Origin of the sequence: Spiroplasma sp. BIUS-1, assembly GCF_010365805.1 — a bacterium.
Taxonomy (GTDB): Bacteria; Bacillota_I; Bacilli_A; order Mycoplasmatales; family Mycoplasmataceae; genus Spiroplasma_A.
In genome coordinates this window covers 808495-824901 of the sequence record NZ_CP048386.1, presented here as the reverse complement: position 1 = coordinate 824901, position 16407 = coordinate 808495, and the positions used below count along the sequence as shown (strand labels likewise).

Here is a 16407-nt window from a genome sequence, read left to right as displayed (position 1 = left end):
GATTTTTTTTATTTATTTGTTGCTTTTCTTAAAACATTGTGTGATAATTGAAAGGCATGTATATTTTGTGTTCATTAGGACAACACACTGAAAAGGGTTGTCAATGTTGAAGGAGGACCAAATGGCTCAACAAAAAATTAAAATCAAACTTAAAGGTTACGATCACGCTATTGTTGACCAATCAATTGCTAAAATCATTGAAGCAGCTGAGTCAACTGGAGCTAAAGTTCGTGGACCTATTCCATTACCAACAGAAAAACAAATTATTACAATATTAAGAGCTACTCATAAATACAAAGATAGTAGAGAGCAGTTCGAAATGAGAACACATAAAAGAATACTTGAGATAGTTGAACCAACACCTAAAACAATGGACTCATTAACAAGAGTTCAGTTACCAACAGGTGTTAACATCGAAATTAAATTATAGTAAACAATCAAGATATACATGAACAACATAAAAAAATACAGGAGGAAATATCATGAAAGGAATCTTAGGACGTAAGTTAGAGATGACTCAAATCTTTAGTGAAAGCGGTAAATTAATTCCAGTTACTGTTATTGCAGTAGAACCAAATACAGTTTTACAAGTAAAATCAGTTGAAAAAGACGGATACCAAGCACTAAAATTGGGAACAATCAACAAAAGAGCTAACTTATTAAACAAACCAGATATGGGTCAATTTAAAAAAGTTAACTCAGAACCTAAGCGCTTCGTAAAAGAAATCAGAGATATGGAAGGATACGAAATTGGTGCAACAATTAATGCAGCCGACGTATTCAACGCTGGTGAATTTGTGGACGTTACAGGTATATCAAAAGGTAAAGGATTTGCAGGAGCAATCAAAAGACATAATTACTCAAGAGGACCAATGGGTCACGGGTCAGGATACCACAGAGGTATTGGATCAATGGGAGCAATTATCAACAGAATCTTCAAATCTAAAAAAATGGCAGGTCACATGGGACATGAACAAGTGACAATCCAAAACTTAGAAGTAGTTAAAATCGATACTGAAAGAAATTTAGTTTTAGTTAAAGGATCAGTTCCTGGTCCAAGAAAAGGGTTTGTTGTAATTAAACAAAACGTTAAAGGTAGAAAAGCGCAAGAAGCAGTTTCATTGTTATCAAGAAACACTGCTACTAAAGCTGTAGTTGAACCAACTCCAGCTCCAGTAGTTGAAGAAACAGCTCCTGCAGCTGAATAATTAGGAGGATACAATTTAACATGAAAGCACAAGTTTTAGATGTTAAGGGAACATCTCTTAAAGAAATTACATTAAACGATAAAGTTTGAGGTATTGAACCTCACCAACAAGCAATCTTTGATACAGTTGTTTCACAACAAGCTGCATTAAGACAAGGAACAAGAAAAACAAAAACTAGAGCTGAAGTACGTGGTGGAGGTAGAAAACCTTGAAGACAAAAAGGTACAGGACGTGCCCGTCAAGGATCTATTAGAGCTCCACAATGAAGAGGTGGGGGAATAGTATTTGGACCTACACCAAACATTAACTACAAAAAAGCAGTTAATAAAAAAGTTAGACAATTAGCAATTAGAAGTGCTTTAAGTATTAAAGCAAAAGAAGCAAACTTAGTAATATTAGATAAATTTGCTTTCTCAAAACCATCAACAAAAGAAATGTTATCAGTAATGAAAAACATTAAAGTTGAAGAACAAAAAACATTAATAGTAACTAAAGAACATGAAGAATTAGTTGTTAAATCAGCAGGAAACATTCCAGGAGTTAAAACATTAGACTTCCAAAAAATGAACATCTTTGATTTATTAAACGCAACTAAATTAGTTGTTACTGAAGAAACTATAAACAAAATCGAGGAGGTGTATGCATAATGCATTTAACACAAGTTATTAAAAAACCTTTGTTAACTGAAAAGACTTACTTAGGTCAACAAAATGGTGCGTACACATTTGTTGTTGATAAAAAAGCAAACAAAACATTAATTAAAAAAACATTCGAAGAAATCTTCCAAGTTAAAGTTAAAGACGTAAGAACTATGAACTATGACGGAAAAGACAAAAGAATGGGTAAATTTGTTGGTAAAACAGCAAGTTACAAAAAAGCCATCATTGTATTAAAAGATGGAGAAACATTAGATATCTTATCAGACTTATAGTATTAAGAAATTAATAACTAAAGAAAGAAAAAAGATTAGGCGAAAACAGGAGGATATATTATGCCAATCAAAAAATATAAGCCTACGACAAACGGTCGTAGAAACATGACTAGCTTAGATTATAGTATCCTTACAACTTCAAAGCCTGAAGGTTCATTAGTTTCAAAACTAAATGAAAAGGCTGGAAGAAATAATCACGGTCAAATAACAACTCGCCACAAAGGTGGAGGGCACAAAAGAAAATATCGTATCATTGATTTCAAACGTAATAAATTAGATATTGCTGGAAAAATCGCAACTATCGAATATGATCCAAACAGAAATGCATTTATCTGTTTAGTGAATTACATCGATGGAGAAAAAAGATACATCTTATTTGCAAAAGGAATGCAAGTAGGACAAGAAATTATTGCAAGTGAGCATGCAGATATCAAAGTTGGTAATGCAGCACCACTTAAAAACATTCCTGAAGGAACATTAATTCACAACGTTGAATTAAGACCAGGAAAAGGTGGACAAATCGCACGTAGTGCAGGAAGTTCAGTACAAATCTTAGGTAAAGATGAAGAAGGAAAATACATCACTTTACGTTTAGGTTCAGGAGAAGTTAGAAAAGTACTTGCTGAATGTTATGCAACAATCGGTGAAGTAGGGAATGAAGAATACAACTTAGTAAACTGAGGAAAAGCTGGAAGAAACCGTTGAAGAGGAATTAGACCAACTGTTCGTGGGTCAGTTATGAACCCAATCGATCACCCTCACGGAGGGGGAGAAGGTCGTGCTCCAATCGGGCGTAAAGCTCCATTAACACCATGAGGTAAAAAAGCTCTTGGGGTTAAAACACGTGATAAAAAGAAAGCTTCTACTAAATTGATAGTAAGAAGAAGAAACGATAACAAATAGGAGGATTTGAATAAATGTCTAGATCATTAAAAAAAGGACCTTTTGCTGATGACTACTTAATTAAAAAAGTAGAAGCATTAGGTGAGAAAAAAGAAACAATTAAAACTTGATCACGTCGTTCAACAATCTTCCCAAGTTTCGTTGGTCACACATTTGGAGTTTACAACGGAAAAGAATTTATCCCAGTTTATGTTACAGAAGATATGGTAGGTCACAAATTAGGAGAATTTTCACCAACACGTAAGTTTGGTGGACACGGTGATGACAAGAAAAAGAAAAAATAATCATTAGGAAATAGGAGTTTCAAAACATGGAAGCAAAAGCAAAATTAACAATGATTAGAATATCACCTAGAAAAGTTAGACTAGTAGCTGACTCTATCAGAAGTAAAAAAATATCAGAAGCTGTAGCAATTCTTCAAAACCAAGACAAAAGATCTTCAGAACCAGTATTAAAATTATTAAACTCAGCTGTAGCAAATGCTGTTAACAACAACGGTATGGAAGCTGACCAATTATTTGTTAAAACAATCTTCGTTAACGAAGGACCAACATTAAAACGTTTTAGACCAAGAGCTCACGGTAGAGCTTATGAAATTTTAAAAAGAACTAGCCACATTACAATCGTGGTTAGCGACGAAAGATAGGAAGGAATTATAGAGTATGGGACAAAAAGTATCTCCAAACGTTTTACGTATAGGTGTTATTAGAGGTTGAGACAACCGTTGATACGCTGAAAAAGGTGAATATGTTAAGTGATTACACCAAGATATCAAAATTAGAAAAGCTGTTGAAAAACAATTAAGAAACGCAGCTGTTTCAAAAGTTGAAATCGAAAGAACAAAAAAAGAAATCACTCTAGTAATTCGTTCAGCTCGTCCAGCAGTAGTTCTTGGACAAGAAGGTAAAAATGTTGAAAATATCGTTTTAACAGTTAGAAAAACAATAAAAGACAGAAAAGCTGATGTAAAAGTTAAAGTAATTGAAATTAAAAACCCAGATGTTGATGCAAAATTAGTTGCAACATTCATCGGTGAACAAATTACAAACCGTGCATCATTTAGAACTGTACAAAAATTAGCAATTAGAAAAGCATTAAAAGCAGGAGCTAAAGGAATTAAAACTTCAGTTTCTGGAAGACTTGGAGGAGTTGAAATGGCTCGTACTGAAGGATACCTAGAAGGTTCAGTACCATTATCAACTTTAAGAAGTGATATTGATTACGCTCTATATGAAGCAAGAACTACATATGGGCAAATCGGGGTTAAAGTTTGAATTAACCACGGGGAAATCTTAGGAAAACAACACCAAAACAATTCAAAAGTTATTGAGGACAAAAAACCTCAACAAAGAACACCAAGGGAGGTTAAATAGTTATGTTAATGCCCAAAAGAGTTAAATTCCGTCGTCCTCACAGAGTAAGTTACGAAGGAAAAGCAAAAGGTGGAAAATTCATCGCATTTGGTGAATATGGATTAATGTCATTAGATGGTGCTTGAATTACTTCAAGACAAATTGAAGCAGCACGTATCGCTATGACTCGTTATATGAAACGTTTTGGAAAAGTTTGAATTAGAATATTCCCTCATATGGCAAAAACTAAAAAACCATTAGAAGTACGTATGGGTTCAGGGAAAGGATCTCCTGAAGAATGAGTAGCAGTAGTTAAAACTGGTCAATTCATGTTTGAAATTGGCGGAGTTTCAGAAGAAGTTGCTCGTGAAGCCTTACGTTTAGCAATGCACAAATTACCTGTACGTTGCAAAATCGTTAAGAGAGGTGATGAATAATGTCTAAAGCAGTTGACTTCATGATGGAATTAAGAACAAAATCAGTTGAAGATTTAATCAAACTTGGTGAAGATCGTCGTGCTGAATTATTCGCACTTAAATTCCAAGCTGCAGTAGGTAGTTTAGAACAAACTCACAGAATTCCTTCACTTAAAAAAGACATAGCAAGAATTGAAATGTTGTTAAGCGAAAGAAAAAAAGCTGGAGAAGATGTTAATAAAACTATTAAAGCAGATTACTCAAAAGCAGTTGAAGAAGCTGAAAAAGCTGGAAAAGAAGTTCGTCAAAAACACAAAGAGATGATCGAAAAACTTCAACAAGAACAATTTGGAGCAGGAACTGATGTTTCAGAAGACGCAATTATGGCAGCAATGCAAAATGCAACTTCAGAAGCAACAGATGCTCCAGTTGAAGTAGAAGCAAAAGCAACTACAACAAAAGCAGCAGCTCCTAAAAAAGAAGCTGCTCCAAAAGCAGAAGCAGCACCAAAAGCTGCTCCAAAAGCAACTACAACAAAAACAGCAGCTCCTAAAAAAGAAGCTGCTCCAAAAGCAGAAGCAGCACCAAAAGCTGCTCCAAAAGCAGCAGGTAAAACTACTGCTGAAGTTAAAAAACCTGCAGCACCAAAAACTACAGTTAAACCTGTAGAAGCTGGTGAAGCAAAAGCAACTGGAAAAGGTAAAGAAGCACTTAAAGGTGTTGAAGTAAAACCTATGAAAGTTGGAGTAGCTAAAGGTGAAGATATCGAAGGTATTGATTTAAAATTATCAGGGAAACCTAAAGATGCTAAAACATATACATTCGGATCAAACGCTGAAGAAGCTAAAAAACAAATCGAAGAAGCTAACAAAAAATTAGCAGAAAAAAAAGCAGCAAAATCTACAACAAAAGGAGCTAAATAACCATGGAAAGAAACTTAAGAAAAACTTACACTGGTAGAGTAGTTTCAGACAAAATGGAAAAAACTATCACTGTTTTAGTTGAAACATACAAAAACCACCCAATTTACAAAAAACGTGTTAAATATTCAAAAAAATATAAAGCACACGACGAAAATTCAGTTGCTCAAATGGGAGACAGAGTTGAAATTATGGAAACTCGCCCAATGAGTAAAACTAAAAACTTTAGACTTGTTAGAGTTGTTGAAAAAGCAATTATCTAATTTCAGAGGTACAAAAGAATGATACAAAATGAATCAAGATTAAAAGTCGCTGATAACTCAGGTGCTAAAGAAATTTTAGTTATACGTAATTTAGGTGGAAGTGTTAGAAAATTCACAAATATTGGAGATATTGTTGTTGCAACTGTTAAATCAGCAGCCCCAGGTGGAGCTGTTAAAAAAGGACAGGTTATTAAAGCTGTTATTGTTAGAACTGTTAGAGGTTTAAGAAGAGCTGATGGAACATACATTAAGTTCTCTGAAAACGCAGCAGTAATCATCAAAGATGATAAATCACCAAGAGGTACTCGTATCTTTGGTCCAATCGCACGTGAAGTAAAGGACGCTGGATTTGCTAAAATCGCATCTCTAGCTCCCGAAGTGTTATAGGAGGGAAAGCTTTTATGAATAAATCAAAAATCTTAAGAGGAGATGTTGTAAAAGTTATCGCCGGAAATCACAAAGGTAAAGTTGGACCAGTAGTTAAATTATCAAAAGATAAAAAAAGAGTTTACGTTGAAGGAATCGTAGCAATTAAACATGCAAAACCTTCACAAACTGATCAAGAAGGTGGAATTAGAGAAATTCCTGCATCAATCGATGCATCAAACGTTTCACTTGTTGATCCAAAAGCGAAAGATAACGCTACAAGAGTTGGATACAAAATTGCAGATGGAAAAAAAGTAAGAATTGCTAAAAAATCTGGAACAGAAGTTAAATAGGAAAGGGATAAGTTAGTATGGCAAAAGCAAATATTAATAGATTAGAAAAACAATACAAAGAAAAAATCGTCCCAGAACTATTTAAAGAAAAGCAATACAAATCAATCATGCAAGTTCCAAAAATCACAAAAGTAGTTATCAATATGGGAATTGGAGATGCTGTACACGATACTAAGAAATTAGACGATGCAGTTCTTGAATTACAACAAATCACAGGTCAAAAACCTCTAGTAACTAAAGCTAAAAAATCTTTAGCTGTGTTCAAATTGCGTGAAGGTATGCCAATTGGAGCAAAAGTAACATTAAGAGGAAAAAGAATGTACGAATTCTTAGACAAATTAATATCAGTTGCGTTACCACGTGTGCGTGACTTTAGAGGGGTACCAAAAACTAGTTTCGATAAACAAGGAAACTACACAATGGGTATCAAAGAACAAATTATTTTCCCCGAAATTGATTACGATAAAGTAAAAAAAGTTCGTGGAATGGACATAACAATCGTTACAACAGCAACTAACAAGGACGAATCATTTGCATTATTACAAAAAATGGGAATGCCTTTCGTTAAGTAATTGAGGAGAATAGGATAAAATGGCAAAAAAATCATTAAAAGTAAAGCAAGCAAAAGTCCAAAAATTCAAAGTTAGAGAATACACACGTTGTGGAAACTGTGGTAGACCTCATTCAGTTTTGAGAAAATTTAATCTATGTCGTGTATGCTTCAGAGATCTAGCATACAAAGGACAAATCCCTGGTATTAAGAAAGCTTCATGATAGTGAAAGGAAAAAGAAATTATGACAACAGATGTAATCGCAGATATGCTTACTAGAATTAGAAATGCTAACCAACGTTATCACAAAGAAGTTCTAATTCCAGGAAGCAAAGTAAAATTAGAAATAGCAAACATTCTTAAAAAAGAAGGTTTCATCGAAGACTTCAAAGTTGCAGATGACTTTAAGAAAGACATTACAATAAGCTTAAAATACAAAGGGAAAATTAGAGTTATTAAAGGATTAAAAAGAATTTCAAAACCAGGATTAAGAGTTTACTCAAACTCTCACGACTTACCTCAAGTATTAAATGGGTTAGGTATCGCAATCGTTTCAACTTCAAACGGAATCATGACAGATAAAGAAGCTCGTCACCAAAACATTGGTGGAGAAGTTCTTGCATTTGTTTGATAATAGGAGGAATTAATATATGTCACGTATAGGAAACAGAATATTAGCAATTCCTGCTGGAGTAGAAGTTAAAGTTGAAGCAAATAACGTTGTAACTATCAAAGGATCAAAAGGTGAGTTAACTCAAACTTTTAGTCCATTAATCGAAATTAAAGTTGAAGGTGCAGAACTAAAAACTTTAAGAAGAAATGAACAAAAACACACAAAACAATTACATGGAACTACAAACTCATTGATTCAAGGAATGTTAACTGGAGTTAATGATGGTTTTGTAAAAGAACTTGAAATTGTTGGGGTTGGTTATAGAGCTGCATTAGCAGGTAATAAAATCAACTTATCACTAGGGTTTTCACACCCAGTGGAATACGAAATTCCAAAAGGAATTACAGTAGAAATCCCAAAACCAACAGAAATTAAAATATCAGGAATTGATAAACAATTAGTTGGAGAAGTAGCGGCAAACATTAGAGCATACAGAAGACCTGAACCTTACAAAGGTAAAGGGGTTAAATACAAAGATGAAAAAATCATTAGAAAAGAAGGTAAAGCAGCTGGTAAGTAGGCTGTTGCTAAGGAGAAGTAAATATGAAATACACTAAAGCAGAAGCAAGAAAAAGAAGACACTATAGAGTTAGAAATAAAGTGTCTGGAACAAGTGCTAGACCAAGATTAAATGTATTTAAATCAAACTCATACTTCTATGCTCAAATAATTGACGATGTAAATGGTGTTACATTAGTATCATCATCTTCAATCAAAATGGGATTAAAAAACGCATGTAATATTGAAGCTGCAAAAGCAGTTGGTAAAGATATTGCAGAAAAAGCAAAAAGTAAAAAAATAACTGATGTAGTATTTGATAGAGGTGGATATTTATTCCATGGTAAAGTAAAAGCTTTTGCAGAAGCTGCAAAAGAAAATGGTATGAAATTCTAAAAGGAGATTAAGAAAAAATGGCAGAAGAAACAAAAGTTGTTAAAGCTGAATCAGCTCCTAAAGCAGATTCAAAAGTTCAAGCAAACAACCAAGACAAAAAAGACACAAGACCAAACAACAACAATAGACCTAACGGACAAAGAAGAGATCCAAAATTCAACAGAAACAGAGAAGACAACCCTTATGAAGAAAGAGTTGTTACAATTAACCGTGTTACAAAAGTTACAAAAGGTGGACGTAGATTCAGATTTGCAGCAGTTGTAGTAATTGGTGATAAAAAAGGTAGAGTTGGATTAGGAACAGGTAAAGCAAACGAAGTACCAGACGCTATTAAAAAAGCAATTAAAGAAGCAAGAAAATCTTTAATTAGAGTACCATTAGCAGGAACAACAGTTCCTCATGATGTAATGGGACACTATGGAGCTGGAAAAGTTATGATTAAACCTGCAAGAAAAGGTACCGGAGTTATTGCTGGTGGTCCAGTTCGTGCCGTTGTCGAATTAGCTGGAATTTCAGACATTTATACAAAATCATTGGGATCAAATACACCTATCAACATGATCAGAGCTACATTAGAAGGTTTACAACAAATGCAAACACCAGAACAAATCGCAAGACTACGTGGAAACCAAGTTGAAGTTAAAAAAGAAACTAAAGAAGCTACAACAGCTTAAGAAGGAGTAATTATTTTATGAAATTACATGAATTAAAATCTACACCAGGAAGCAAAAAAGACGCAACACGTGTTGGTCGTGGTATGGCTTCTGGTAAAGGTAAAACATCAACTAGAGGACACAAAGGTCAAAATTCACGTTCTGGTGGAGGGGTAAGACCTGGATTTGAAGGGGGACAAACTCCTTTATTCAGAAGATTACCTAAAATTGGATTTACAAGTTTAAACAGAAAAGAATTTGTATTAATCAATTTAGATAAATTAGAAACATTAGGTTTAACAGATGTAAATCACAAAACTTTAATGGATAAAAAGATTATTAAAAATGAAAAAACATTAGTAAAAGTGCTAGGTAATGGTAAAATTACTAAGGCATTAAATATTAAGGTTAATAAAGTATCAAAAAGCGCAGAAGAGTCAATCAAAGCTGCTGGGGGTACTGTAGAGGTGATTTAGGTGGCTGCTAAAGTTAATAAAAGAACTAAAAAAGCTAAATCAACTAAATATAAAAACGAATTCGCGAAAGGTGGTTTCTTTATAAGAAACAAGGACCTTGTAAAACGAATCGTTTTTACTTTAATAGTACTTATAATTATTAGAGCAGGAACACTTTTAACTGTTCCTGGAGTTCAAGTAAGTGAAAACTTCAAAGAAAGTGTTGGTAGTCAAGACTTTTTCCAATTACTTTCTACACTTGGAGGAGGATCAATTGGACAATTCTCAATTATTGCACTTGGAGTTTCTCCTTATATTACAGCTTCAATTATAGTTCAACTTCTATCTACTGATGTAGTTCCTGTTTTAACTAGATGAAGTAAATCAGGAGAAAGAGGAAGAAGAAAATTAGATAGACTTACAAAAGTATTGGCTATTCCGTTTGCATTAATGCAATCAATAGCTACAATATTTACACTTACAAGTCAGGGATTAATAGATGCTAAGTGAGGTACAAATGCAGCAGGTACTGGACCCGCTTGATTCTATTACATACTAGTTCCATCAGTAATGTTAGGTGGAACATTCTTGATGTTATGAATTTCAGATCAAATTACAATTAAAGGAATTGGTAATGGGGTTTCAATTATTATCTTTACAGGTATTGTTTCTCAAATGCCAAGTAACTTTATTAACACATTTAAATTCTGAGTAGAATTAAATGGTGAATCAACAATTTTATTTGATGGAATATTAAAGTTCTTGATATATATTGTTTCATTCTTACTTGTTATATTTGTAGTTGTTCTTATGAATGAAGCAGAAAGAAAAATTCCAATTCAACAAACTGGATCAGGACTTGTTGATACAAAAGATCACACCCCTTATTTACCTTTAAAATTAAATAATGCTGGTGTTATTCCAGTTATCTTTGCCTCAGCTATTATTTCAACACCAATGACAGTAGCTCAAATTGTAGCTGCATCAAATCCAAACAATGGATTCGTTGCATTTACTCAAAACTACCTATCATTTGGTACATGATGAGGAATTGGAATATATGGAGTATTAACAATATTGTTTACATTCCTTTATGCGCAAGTTCAAATAAATCCAGAAAAAATTACAGAGAACTTTAAAAAATCAGGAACATTTATTCCTGGTATTAAACCTGGAAAAGAAACTGAAAAATTCTTAACTGGAGTAATTAATAGATTAAGTGTTGTAGGAGCTTTCTTCTTAGCAGGAATTGCAGTACTACCATATGTAATCACTAAAGTAACTTCATTGCCATCACACTTGGCAATTGGGGGAACTGGAATAATAATTGTTATTTCTGTTGCAATTCAAACGGTGCAACAACTAAAAGGAAGATTAATACAACAATCATTCTTAGATAAAAAACAAGATAAATTCAAAGCGGAAGAAACTACTTTTGAATCACATATCTGATAATAAGGAGAAAACAATTTATGAATATAATATTACTTGGAGCTCCAGGTAGTGGAAAAGGAACTCTTTCAGAGTTTCTTTGTGAGAAAAATGCATTTACTCAACTTTCTACTGGAGATTTATTTAGAGATAACATTTCAAATAAAACAGATTTAGGTATAGAAGCTCAAAAATATATGAATGAAGGAAAATTAGTTCCAGATTCAGTTACAAATTCAATGGTTGAAAAATACCTTGAATCAAAAGCAAAAGATTTAATATTTGATGGTTTCCCAAGAACTTCAGATCAAGCTTCTGCTTTAGATGATATGCTTGCAAAAATAAACGATCAAATCGATAAAGTAGTTTATCTTGATATTGATGAAAGTGTTTTATTGGGAAGATTAACAGGAAGATTAATTTGTAAAGTATGTAAAAGAAGTTTCCACAAAGTAAATAGAAAACCTTTAAAAGAAGGAATTTGTGATTTTGATGGTGGAGAATTAATTACAAGACCAGATGATCAAGAAGATAAAATCAAAACAAGATTAGAAGCATATAACACTCAAACAGCACCTTTAATAGAGTTTTACAAAGACAAAATTATTAAAGTAGATGCTGACAATTGTACACCAGAAGAATTATATAATTCTGTTATTGAAGTTTTAGGAGCTTAATTAAATGGCAATTACAATTAAAAATGCTCAACAAATCGAAAAAATGAGATATGCTGGACAAGTACTTGCTCAAGCTTTGGATGAACTAAAAAAATTAGTTAAACCAGGAGTAAACTGTCTTGAATTAGATAAGTTTTTTATTGATTTTATTACAAGTAAGGGATGTACAAGTAACTTTAAAGGTTATGGAGGTTTTCCTGCACATATTTGTATTTCAATTAATGAACAATTAATACATGGAATACCTAGAGATAGAGTTCTACAAGATGGAGATATTGTATCAATTGATGCTGGGTGTGTATTTGAAAAATACCATGCAGATTCAGCAATAACTGTAATTTGTGGTAACTCAAAAGACAAAAAGTATGATAAACTAATAGAGTTGACTGAAAAGTCACTTTACTTGGCAATTGATCAGGTTAGAGCCGGTGTGCGCATCGGAACCATTTCTTCTACTGTTCAAAATTTTATTGAAGAAAATGGTTATCATTTGCCAACAGATTATTCAGGACACGGTATTGGATTGGAAATGCATGAAGATCCTTTTGTTCCTAATGTAGGAGTTGAAAATACTGGAATGAGATTAGTTCCGGGAATGACAATTTGTATTGAACCTATGGTTCAAATAGGAACACATAAAACCGTTGTTGCTGACGATGATTGAACAGTGTCATCAAAAGATGGTAGCATGACTGCCCACTTTGAACATACTATTTTGGTCACTGAAGGAGATCCAGAGGTATTAACTTTATTTAAACCCAAGGAGGAAACAGAATAATGGCAAAAGAAGATTATTTAGAAGTGGATGGTACCGTTTTAGAGGTACTACCCAATGCTACATTTAAGGTGAAATTAGAAAATGAAATAGTAATAGACGCCCACGTGTCTGGTAAAATCCGAATGAATTACATTCGCATCTTACCAGGTGATAAAGTCACTGTTGCAATTTCACCATATGATCCAACGCGTGGAAGAATTACATACCGTTTTAAAAATGGTAAATAAGTAATTACAAAAATAAAATAAATATAAATTAAGTACACAAAATCAGGAGGTTAGAAAAGATGAAAGTAAGATCATCTGTCAAAAAAATTTGCGACAAGTGTCGTGTAATTAGACGTAAAGGCCGTGTAATGATTATTTGTGAACAACCAAAACATAAACAACGTCAAGGTTAATTATTAATAATAAATATTATTAAAACAAAAATTAGTTAATCTTATTAGAAAGGAATTTAATAATGGCTCGTATAAATGGGGTAGAAATACCTAATGAAAAAAGAGTAGTTATTGCTCTAACTTATATTTATGGTATTGGTTTATCAACTTCACAAAAAATCCTTGAGGCTACAAAAGTAAGCGAAGATACAAGAGTTAAAGATTTATCAGAAGATAATATCAAATCAATCTCTCAAGAAATCTCAAAAGTTAAAACTGAAGGAGATTTAAGAAGAGAAACAGCATTAAACATTAAACGTTTAATGGAAATTGGATGTTACAGAGGAATGAGACACAGAAAAGGACTTACTGTTCGTGGACAGTCAACTAAGACAAATGCACGTACAAGAAAAGGTCCTAGAAAAACTGTAGCTAACAAGAAAAAATAGTTAGAGAGGTATAAACTATGGCAAATAATAAACAAAACAATAACAAGAAAAAAGTTAAAAAGAATATTGCTAAAGGTATAGCTCACATTCACTCAACATTCAATAACACTATCGTAACTGTTTCAGACGAAAAAGGTAACGTAATATCTTGATCAAGTGCTGGAGCAATGGGTTTTAAAGGAAGTAAGAAATCAACACCTTACGCTGCTCAAATGATTGCAGAAGCTGCAGGAAAAGGAGCAATGGACAATGGAGTTAAAACTATCTCAGTTGAGGTAAAAGGTCCAGGTCCAGGAAGAGATGCTGCTGTAAGAAGTTTACAAGGTATCGGATTAGAAATCACATCAATTAAAGACACAACACCAATCCCCCACAACGGTGTGCGTCCTAGAAAACGTCCAAGAGGTTAATAATTTAAATGAAACAATTTTCAAGACCAGAATTTAATTTATTAAAAGAAGAAAAAAACAGAAGTTATGGGGAATTTAAAGTAGAACCACTTGAAAGAGGGTTCGGTACAACACTTGGTAATGCAATTAGAAGAACATTACTATCATCAACACCAGGAGCAGCAGTTTATGCAATTAAAATTGCAGGAGCAGCTCATGAATTTACTTCAATTAATGGTATTGTTGAAAACGTAAGTAGAATCATCTTGAATCTAAAAAACTTAGCATTAAGAATTGATTCAAAAATCTTCGAAGATGACGAAGTGGTTGAACTAAAAATCAACTCAACTAGAGTTGGAGCTATTACTGCAGGAGATATCGTTCTTCCTACAGGAGTAGAAGTTACAAATCCAGACCTACACATCTGTACAATATCAGATGGTGGAGTTTTAGATTTAACTTTATTTGCAAAAAACTCAAGAGGTTATAGATCATTTAAAGATAACAAAAAAGAAAAATTAGTAGCTGATGCAATTACAATCGACTCAAACTATTCACCAATAGTTAAAGTTGCTTACAATGTTGATGCAACAAAAATTGGAAAATCAGTTGACTTAGAAAAATTAATTTTAGAAGTTGAAACTGATGGAACAGTTACAGCAAGTGATGCAGTAGCAACTGCAGCAAAAATTCTTGTTGAACACTTACAATTCTTTGTTAACTTAAATGAAGAAATCAATGACTTAAACATCATTGGTGCAACAAATGAAGAAGACGAAAAAGAATTAGATCGTTTAATCGAAGACTTAGACTTCACACAAAGAAGTTTAAACTGTCTAAAAAGAGCAAACATCAATTCATTACGTGATTTAGTTTCACGTACAGAAGATGATATTCAAGAAATCAGAAACTTGGGTAGAAAATCATTAAAAGAAATTAAAGATAAAGTTGTTCAATTAGGACTAACTTTCAAACAAGATTAGAAAGAGGTGTAGTTATATGTCATACATTCAAAAAAGAGGTAAAAATACTGCTTGAAGAGTCGCATTAATGAGAAACTTAACCACTGAGCTAATTATTTCAGAAAGATTAGAAATTACTGAAACAAGAGCTAAAGAGTTAAGACAACACTTTGACAAAATGGTTACACTTGGTAAAAGAGGGGATTTACATGCTCGTAGACAAGCTGCTGCTTGATTAAGACATGTTGATGCTTCTGAAAAAGAAACTGCATTACAAAAATTGTTTACAACAATCGCAAAAAGATTTAAAACAAGAGAAGGTGGTTATACAAGAATTCTTAAATTGGATAACCGTCGTGGTGATAATGCACCAATGTGTATCATTGAATTAGTTTAATAATTAATGTACAAATAGAAACGCTGAAAGGCGTTTTTTTATTTGTTTAATTTATGCAACAATACTTTAAAAGTCATATAATGTTTAAGGAGGAAAGTTATGAAAAAAGCACTATTTATTGGTTTAGGACATATGGGCTCTTCCTTGTTAAAAGGTATATTGAATAATAAAAACTTTAAATCAGAAATATATGGATATGATGCTATTAAAGAAACTCAACAGAAAGTTGTTGGTGCACTAAAAGGATTAGGATCGATTAACAATTTGGATGAAATAATAACAAACAATATTGATGTTATTGTTATTGGTGTAAGACCTGAAAGTGTTGATGACATTTGTTTAGAGTTAAATAAACTAGATTTATCTAACAAGACAATAGTTTGTATGGCGAATGCTGTTGATTTAAAAAGATTAGAAAATAATTTCAAAGAACAAGAAAATATATCTTTAGTAAGAATGATGCCAAATATGAATGCATCTGTAGGTGAATCTGTTACAGCGCTAGCGTATAAAAAAATAGATTCAAACAAGCTAGATTTTATTGTAAAAATGTTTGAAAGTTGCGGAATAGTTGAAATAATAGATGAAAGCAACTTTGCAACATTAACTTCAATTTCTGGATGTTTGCCGTCTTATGTTTTTTCTTTTTTTAAAGGAATAACTGATTATGCTTTGGAAAAAGGTTTTGAAAAAGAACAAGCTTTTAGAATTGTGCAAAGTGCAATTACCGGAAGCATTAAGAGTATTGAGAACTCTAATGTTGATTTAAAAACTATGATAGACCAGATTTGTGTTCCAAACGGATCTACAATTGAAGGACAAAAAGTCTTAGAAGAAAATGGTTTTGAAGATATTATTAAAAAGTGTCTTCAAGCTGCAGAAAATAAAGCTACAAGCAAATAAGCAATATAATCAATCATTCATATTTGAACAAAACTTATTTATATTTTTTATAATTAAGTAATCTTTAAATATTTATATTTGATATAATGATTAATGTATGAGAG

Annotated in this window: 29 protein-coding genes and 1 pseudogene; all 30 read left to right on the top strand. The window is 32.7% G+C overall.

Annotated elements, in window-relative coordinates; all coding sequences use genetic code 4:
- The first annotated feature begins 121 nt into the window (after positions 1–121).
- Positions 122–430, top strand: coding sequence for a 30S ribosomal protein S10 (rpsJ, locus tag SBIUS_RS04005; protein ID WP_020834754.1), 309 nt, complete (start codon positions 122–124; stop codon positions 428–430).
- Between the two features lie 52 nt (positions 431–482).
- Positions 483–1208, top strand: a complete 726-nt coding sequence (gene rplC / locus SBIUS_RS04000; RefSeq protein WP_162685181.1) for a 50S ribosomal protein L3 — start codon at positions 483–485, stop codon at positions 1206–1208.
- A 20-nt stretch (positions 1209–1228) separates the two neighbouring features.
- Positions 1229–1855, top strand: coding sequence for a 50S ribosomal protein L4 (gene rplD / locus SBIUS_RS03995; RefSeq protein ID WP_162685180.1), 627 nt, complete (start codon positions 1229–1231; stop codon positions 1853–1855).
- Entirely contained in the window at positions 1855–2139 is a 285-nt protein-coding gene (gene rplW / locus SBIUS_RS03990) for a 50S ribosomal protein L23 (RefSeq protein ID WP_162685179.1), read from the top strand. Before rplD ends, rplW begins: the two co-directional genes overlap by 1 nt.
- A 60-nt stretch (positions 2140–2199) precedes the next feature.
- Positions 2200–3042, top strand: a complete 843-nt coding sequence (gene rplB, locus SBIUS_RS03985; RefSeq protein ID WP_162685178.1) for a 50S ribosomal protein L2 — start codon at positions 2200–2202, stop codon at positions 3040–3042.
- A 14-nt stretch (positions 3043–3056) separates the two neighbouring features.
- Positions 3057–3326: a 30S ribosomal protein S19 gene (gene rpsS / locus SBIUS_RS03980; protein WP_020836709.1), complete on the top strand. Its 270-nt coding sequence runs from the start codon at positions 3057–3059 to the stop codon at positions 3324–3326.
- Between the two features lie 26 nt (positions 3327–3352).
- On the top strand, positions 3353–3688 hold the full coding sequence (gene rplV / locus SBIUS_RS03975; protein ID WP_100917039.1) for a 50S ribosomal protein L22: 336 nt from the start codon (positions 3353–3355) through the stop codon (positions 3686–3688).
- A gap of 16 nt (positions 3689–3704) precedes the next feature.
- A complete protein-coding gene (rpsC, locus tag SBIUS_RS03970) occupies positions 3705–4415 on the top strand; it encodes a 30S ribosomal protein S3 (RefSeq protein WP_162685177.1) in 711 nt (236 codons plus the stop codon).
- A gap of 2 nt (positions 4416–4417) precedes the next feature.
- Positions 4418–4831, top strand: a complete 414-nt coding sequence (rplP, locus tag SBIUS_RS03965) for a 50S ribosomal protein L16 (RefSeq protein ID WP_100917037.1) — start codon at positions 4418–4420, stop codon at positions 4829–4831.
- A gap of 20 nt (positions 4832–4851) precedes the next feature.
- Positions 4852–5256: pseudogene (gene rpmC, locus SBIUS_RS04500) on the top strand (50S ribosomal protein L29); the annotation flags it as partial.
- A gap of 479 nt (positions 5257–5735) precedes the next feature.
- Positions 5736–5993: a 30S ribosomal protein S17 gene (rpsQ, locus tag SBIUS_RS03955; protein ID WP_162685176.1), complete on the top strand. Its 258-nt coding sequence runs from the start codon at positions 5736–5738 to the stop codon at positions 5991–5993.
- An 18-nt stretch (positions 5994–6011) separates the two neighbouring features.
- A complete protein-coding gene (gene rplN, locus SBIUS_RS03950; protein ID WP_100917035.1) occupies positions 6012–6380 on the top strand; it encodes a 50S ribosomal protein L14 in 369 nt (122 codons plus the stop codon).
- A gap of 14 nt (positions 6381–6394) precedes the next feature.
- Positions 6395–6712 carry a 50S ribosomal protein L24 gene (rplX, locus tag SBIUS_RS03945; RefSeq protein ID WP_162685175.1) on the top strand — a complete coding sequence of 106 codons (318 nt, stop codon included), beginning with the start codon at positions 6395–6397 and terminating at the stop codon, positions 6710–6712.
- 32 nt (positions 6713–6744) lie between these two features.
- On the top strand, positions 6745–7284 hold the full coding sequence (gene rplE / locus SBIUS_RS03940) for a 50S ribosomal protein L5 (protein WP_162685285.1): 540 nt from the start codon (positions 6745–6747) through the stop codon (positions 7282–7284).
- 19 nt (positions 7285–7303) lie between these two features.
- The gene (locus SBIUS_RS03935) at positions 7304–7489 is read left to right on the top strand and encodes a type Z 30S ribosomal protein S14 (RefSeq protein WP_020834740.1); all 186 of its coding nucleotides are present in this window, start codon (positions 7304–7306) and stop codon (positions 7487–7489) included.
- Positions 7490–7507: 18 nt separating this feature from the next.
- Positions 7508–7897, top strand: a complete 390-nt coding sequence (gene rpsH, locus SBIUS_RS03930) for a 30S ribosomal protein S8 (protein ID WP_101781024.1) — start codon at positions 7508–7510, stop codon at positions 7895–7897.
- 16 nt (positions 7898–7913) lie between these two features.
- A complete protein-coding gene (gene rplF, locus SBIUS_RS03925) occupies positions 7914–8456 on the top strand; it encodes a 50S ribosomal protein L6 (protein ID WP_162685174.1) in 543 nt (180 codons plus the stop codon).
- 23 nt (positions 8457–8479) lie between these two features.
- Positions 8480–8830, top strand: a complete 351-nt coding sequence (gene rplR / locus SBIUS_RS03920) for a 50S ribosomal protein L18 (RefSeq protein WP_162685173.1) — start codon at positions 8480–8482, stop codon at positions 8828–8830.
- A 17-nt stretch (positions 8831–8847) separates the two neighbouring features.
- Complete coding sequence (rpsE, locus tag SBIUS_RS03915) at positions 8848–9504, top strand: 30S ribosomal protein S5 (RefSeq protein ID WP_162685172.1); 657 nt, start codon at positions 8848–8850, stop codon at positions 9502–9504.
- A gap of 17 nt (positions 9505–9521) precedes the next feature.
- Positions 9522–9959, top strand: coding sequence for a 50S ribosomal protein L15 (rplO, locus tag SBIUS_RS03910; RefSeq protein WP_162685171.1), 438 nt, complete (start codon positions 9522–9524; stop codon positions 9957–9959).
- Complete coding sequence (secY, locus tag SBIUS_RS03905; RefSeq protein ID WP_162685170.1) at positions 9960–11393, top strand: preprotein translocase subunit SecY; 1434 nt, start codon at positions 9960–9962, stop codon at positions 11391–11393.
- A gap of 17 nt (positions 11394–11410) precedes the next feature.
- A complete protein-coding gene (locus SBIUS_RS03900) occupies positions 11411–12046 on the top strand; it encodes an adenylate kinase (protein WP_162685169.1) in 636 nt (211 codons plus the stop codon).
- Positions 12047–12050: 4 nt separating this feature from the next.
- On the top strand, positions 12051–12824 hold the full coding sequence (gene map, locus SBIUS_RS03895) for a type I methionyl aminopeptidase (RefSeq protein WP_162685168.1): 774 nt from the start codon (positions 12051–12053) through the stop codon (positions 12822–12824).
- Positions 12824–13051: a translation initiation factor IF-1 gene (gene infA / locus SBIUS_RS03890; RefSeq protein ID WP_053946570.1), complete on the top strand. Its 228-nt coding sequence runs from the start codon at positions 12824–12826 to the stop codon at positions 13049–13051. The genes map and infA overlap by 1 nt, the downstream gene beginning before the upstream one ends.
- Positions 13052–13110: 59 nt before the next feature.
- Positions 13111–13224 carry a 50S ribosomal protein L36 gene (gene rpmJ / locus SBIUS_RS03885; protein WP_020834730.1) on the top strand — a complete coding sequence of 38 codons (114 nt, stop codon included), beginning with the start codon at positions 13111–13113 and terminating at the stop codon, positions 13222–13224.
- 62 nt (positions 13225–13286) lie between these two features.
- Entirely contained in the window at positions 13287–13652 is a 366-nt protein-coding gene (gene rpsM / locus SBIUS_RS03880; RefSeq protein ID WP_100917025.1) for a 30S ribosomal protein S13, read from the top strand.
- A gap of 17 nt (positions 13653–13669) precedes the next feature.
- The gene (gene rpsK, locus SBIUS_RS03875; RefSeq protein WP_162685167.1) at positions 13670–14062 is read left to right on the top strand and encodes a 30S ribosomal protein S11; all 393 of its coding nucleotides are present in this window, start codon (positions 13670–13672) and stop codon (positions 14060–14062) included.
- Positions 14063–14070: 8 nt separating this feature from the next.
- Entirely contained in the window at positions 14071–15024 is a 954-nt protein-coding gene (locus tag SBIUS_RS03870; RefSeq protein WP_162685166.1) for a DNA-directed RNA polymerase subunit alpha, read from the top strand.
- A gap of 16 nt (positions 15025–15040) precedes the next feature.
- The gene (gene rplQ / locus SBIUS_RS03865) at positions 15041–15400 is read left to right on the top strand and encodes a 50S ribosomal protein L17 (RefSeq protein WP_100917022.1); all 360 of its coding nucleotides are present in this window, start codon (positions 15041–15043) and stop codon (positions 15398–15400) included.
- Positions 15401–15499: 99 nt separating this feature from the next.
- Complete coding sequence (locus tag SBIUS_RS03860; RefSeq protein WP_162685165.1) at positions 15500–16303, top strand: pyrroline-5-carboxylate reductase; 804 nt, start codon at positions 15500–15502, stop codon at positions 16301–16303.
- Positions 16304–16407 lie beyond the last annotated feature (104 nt).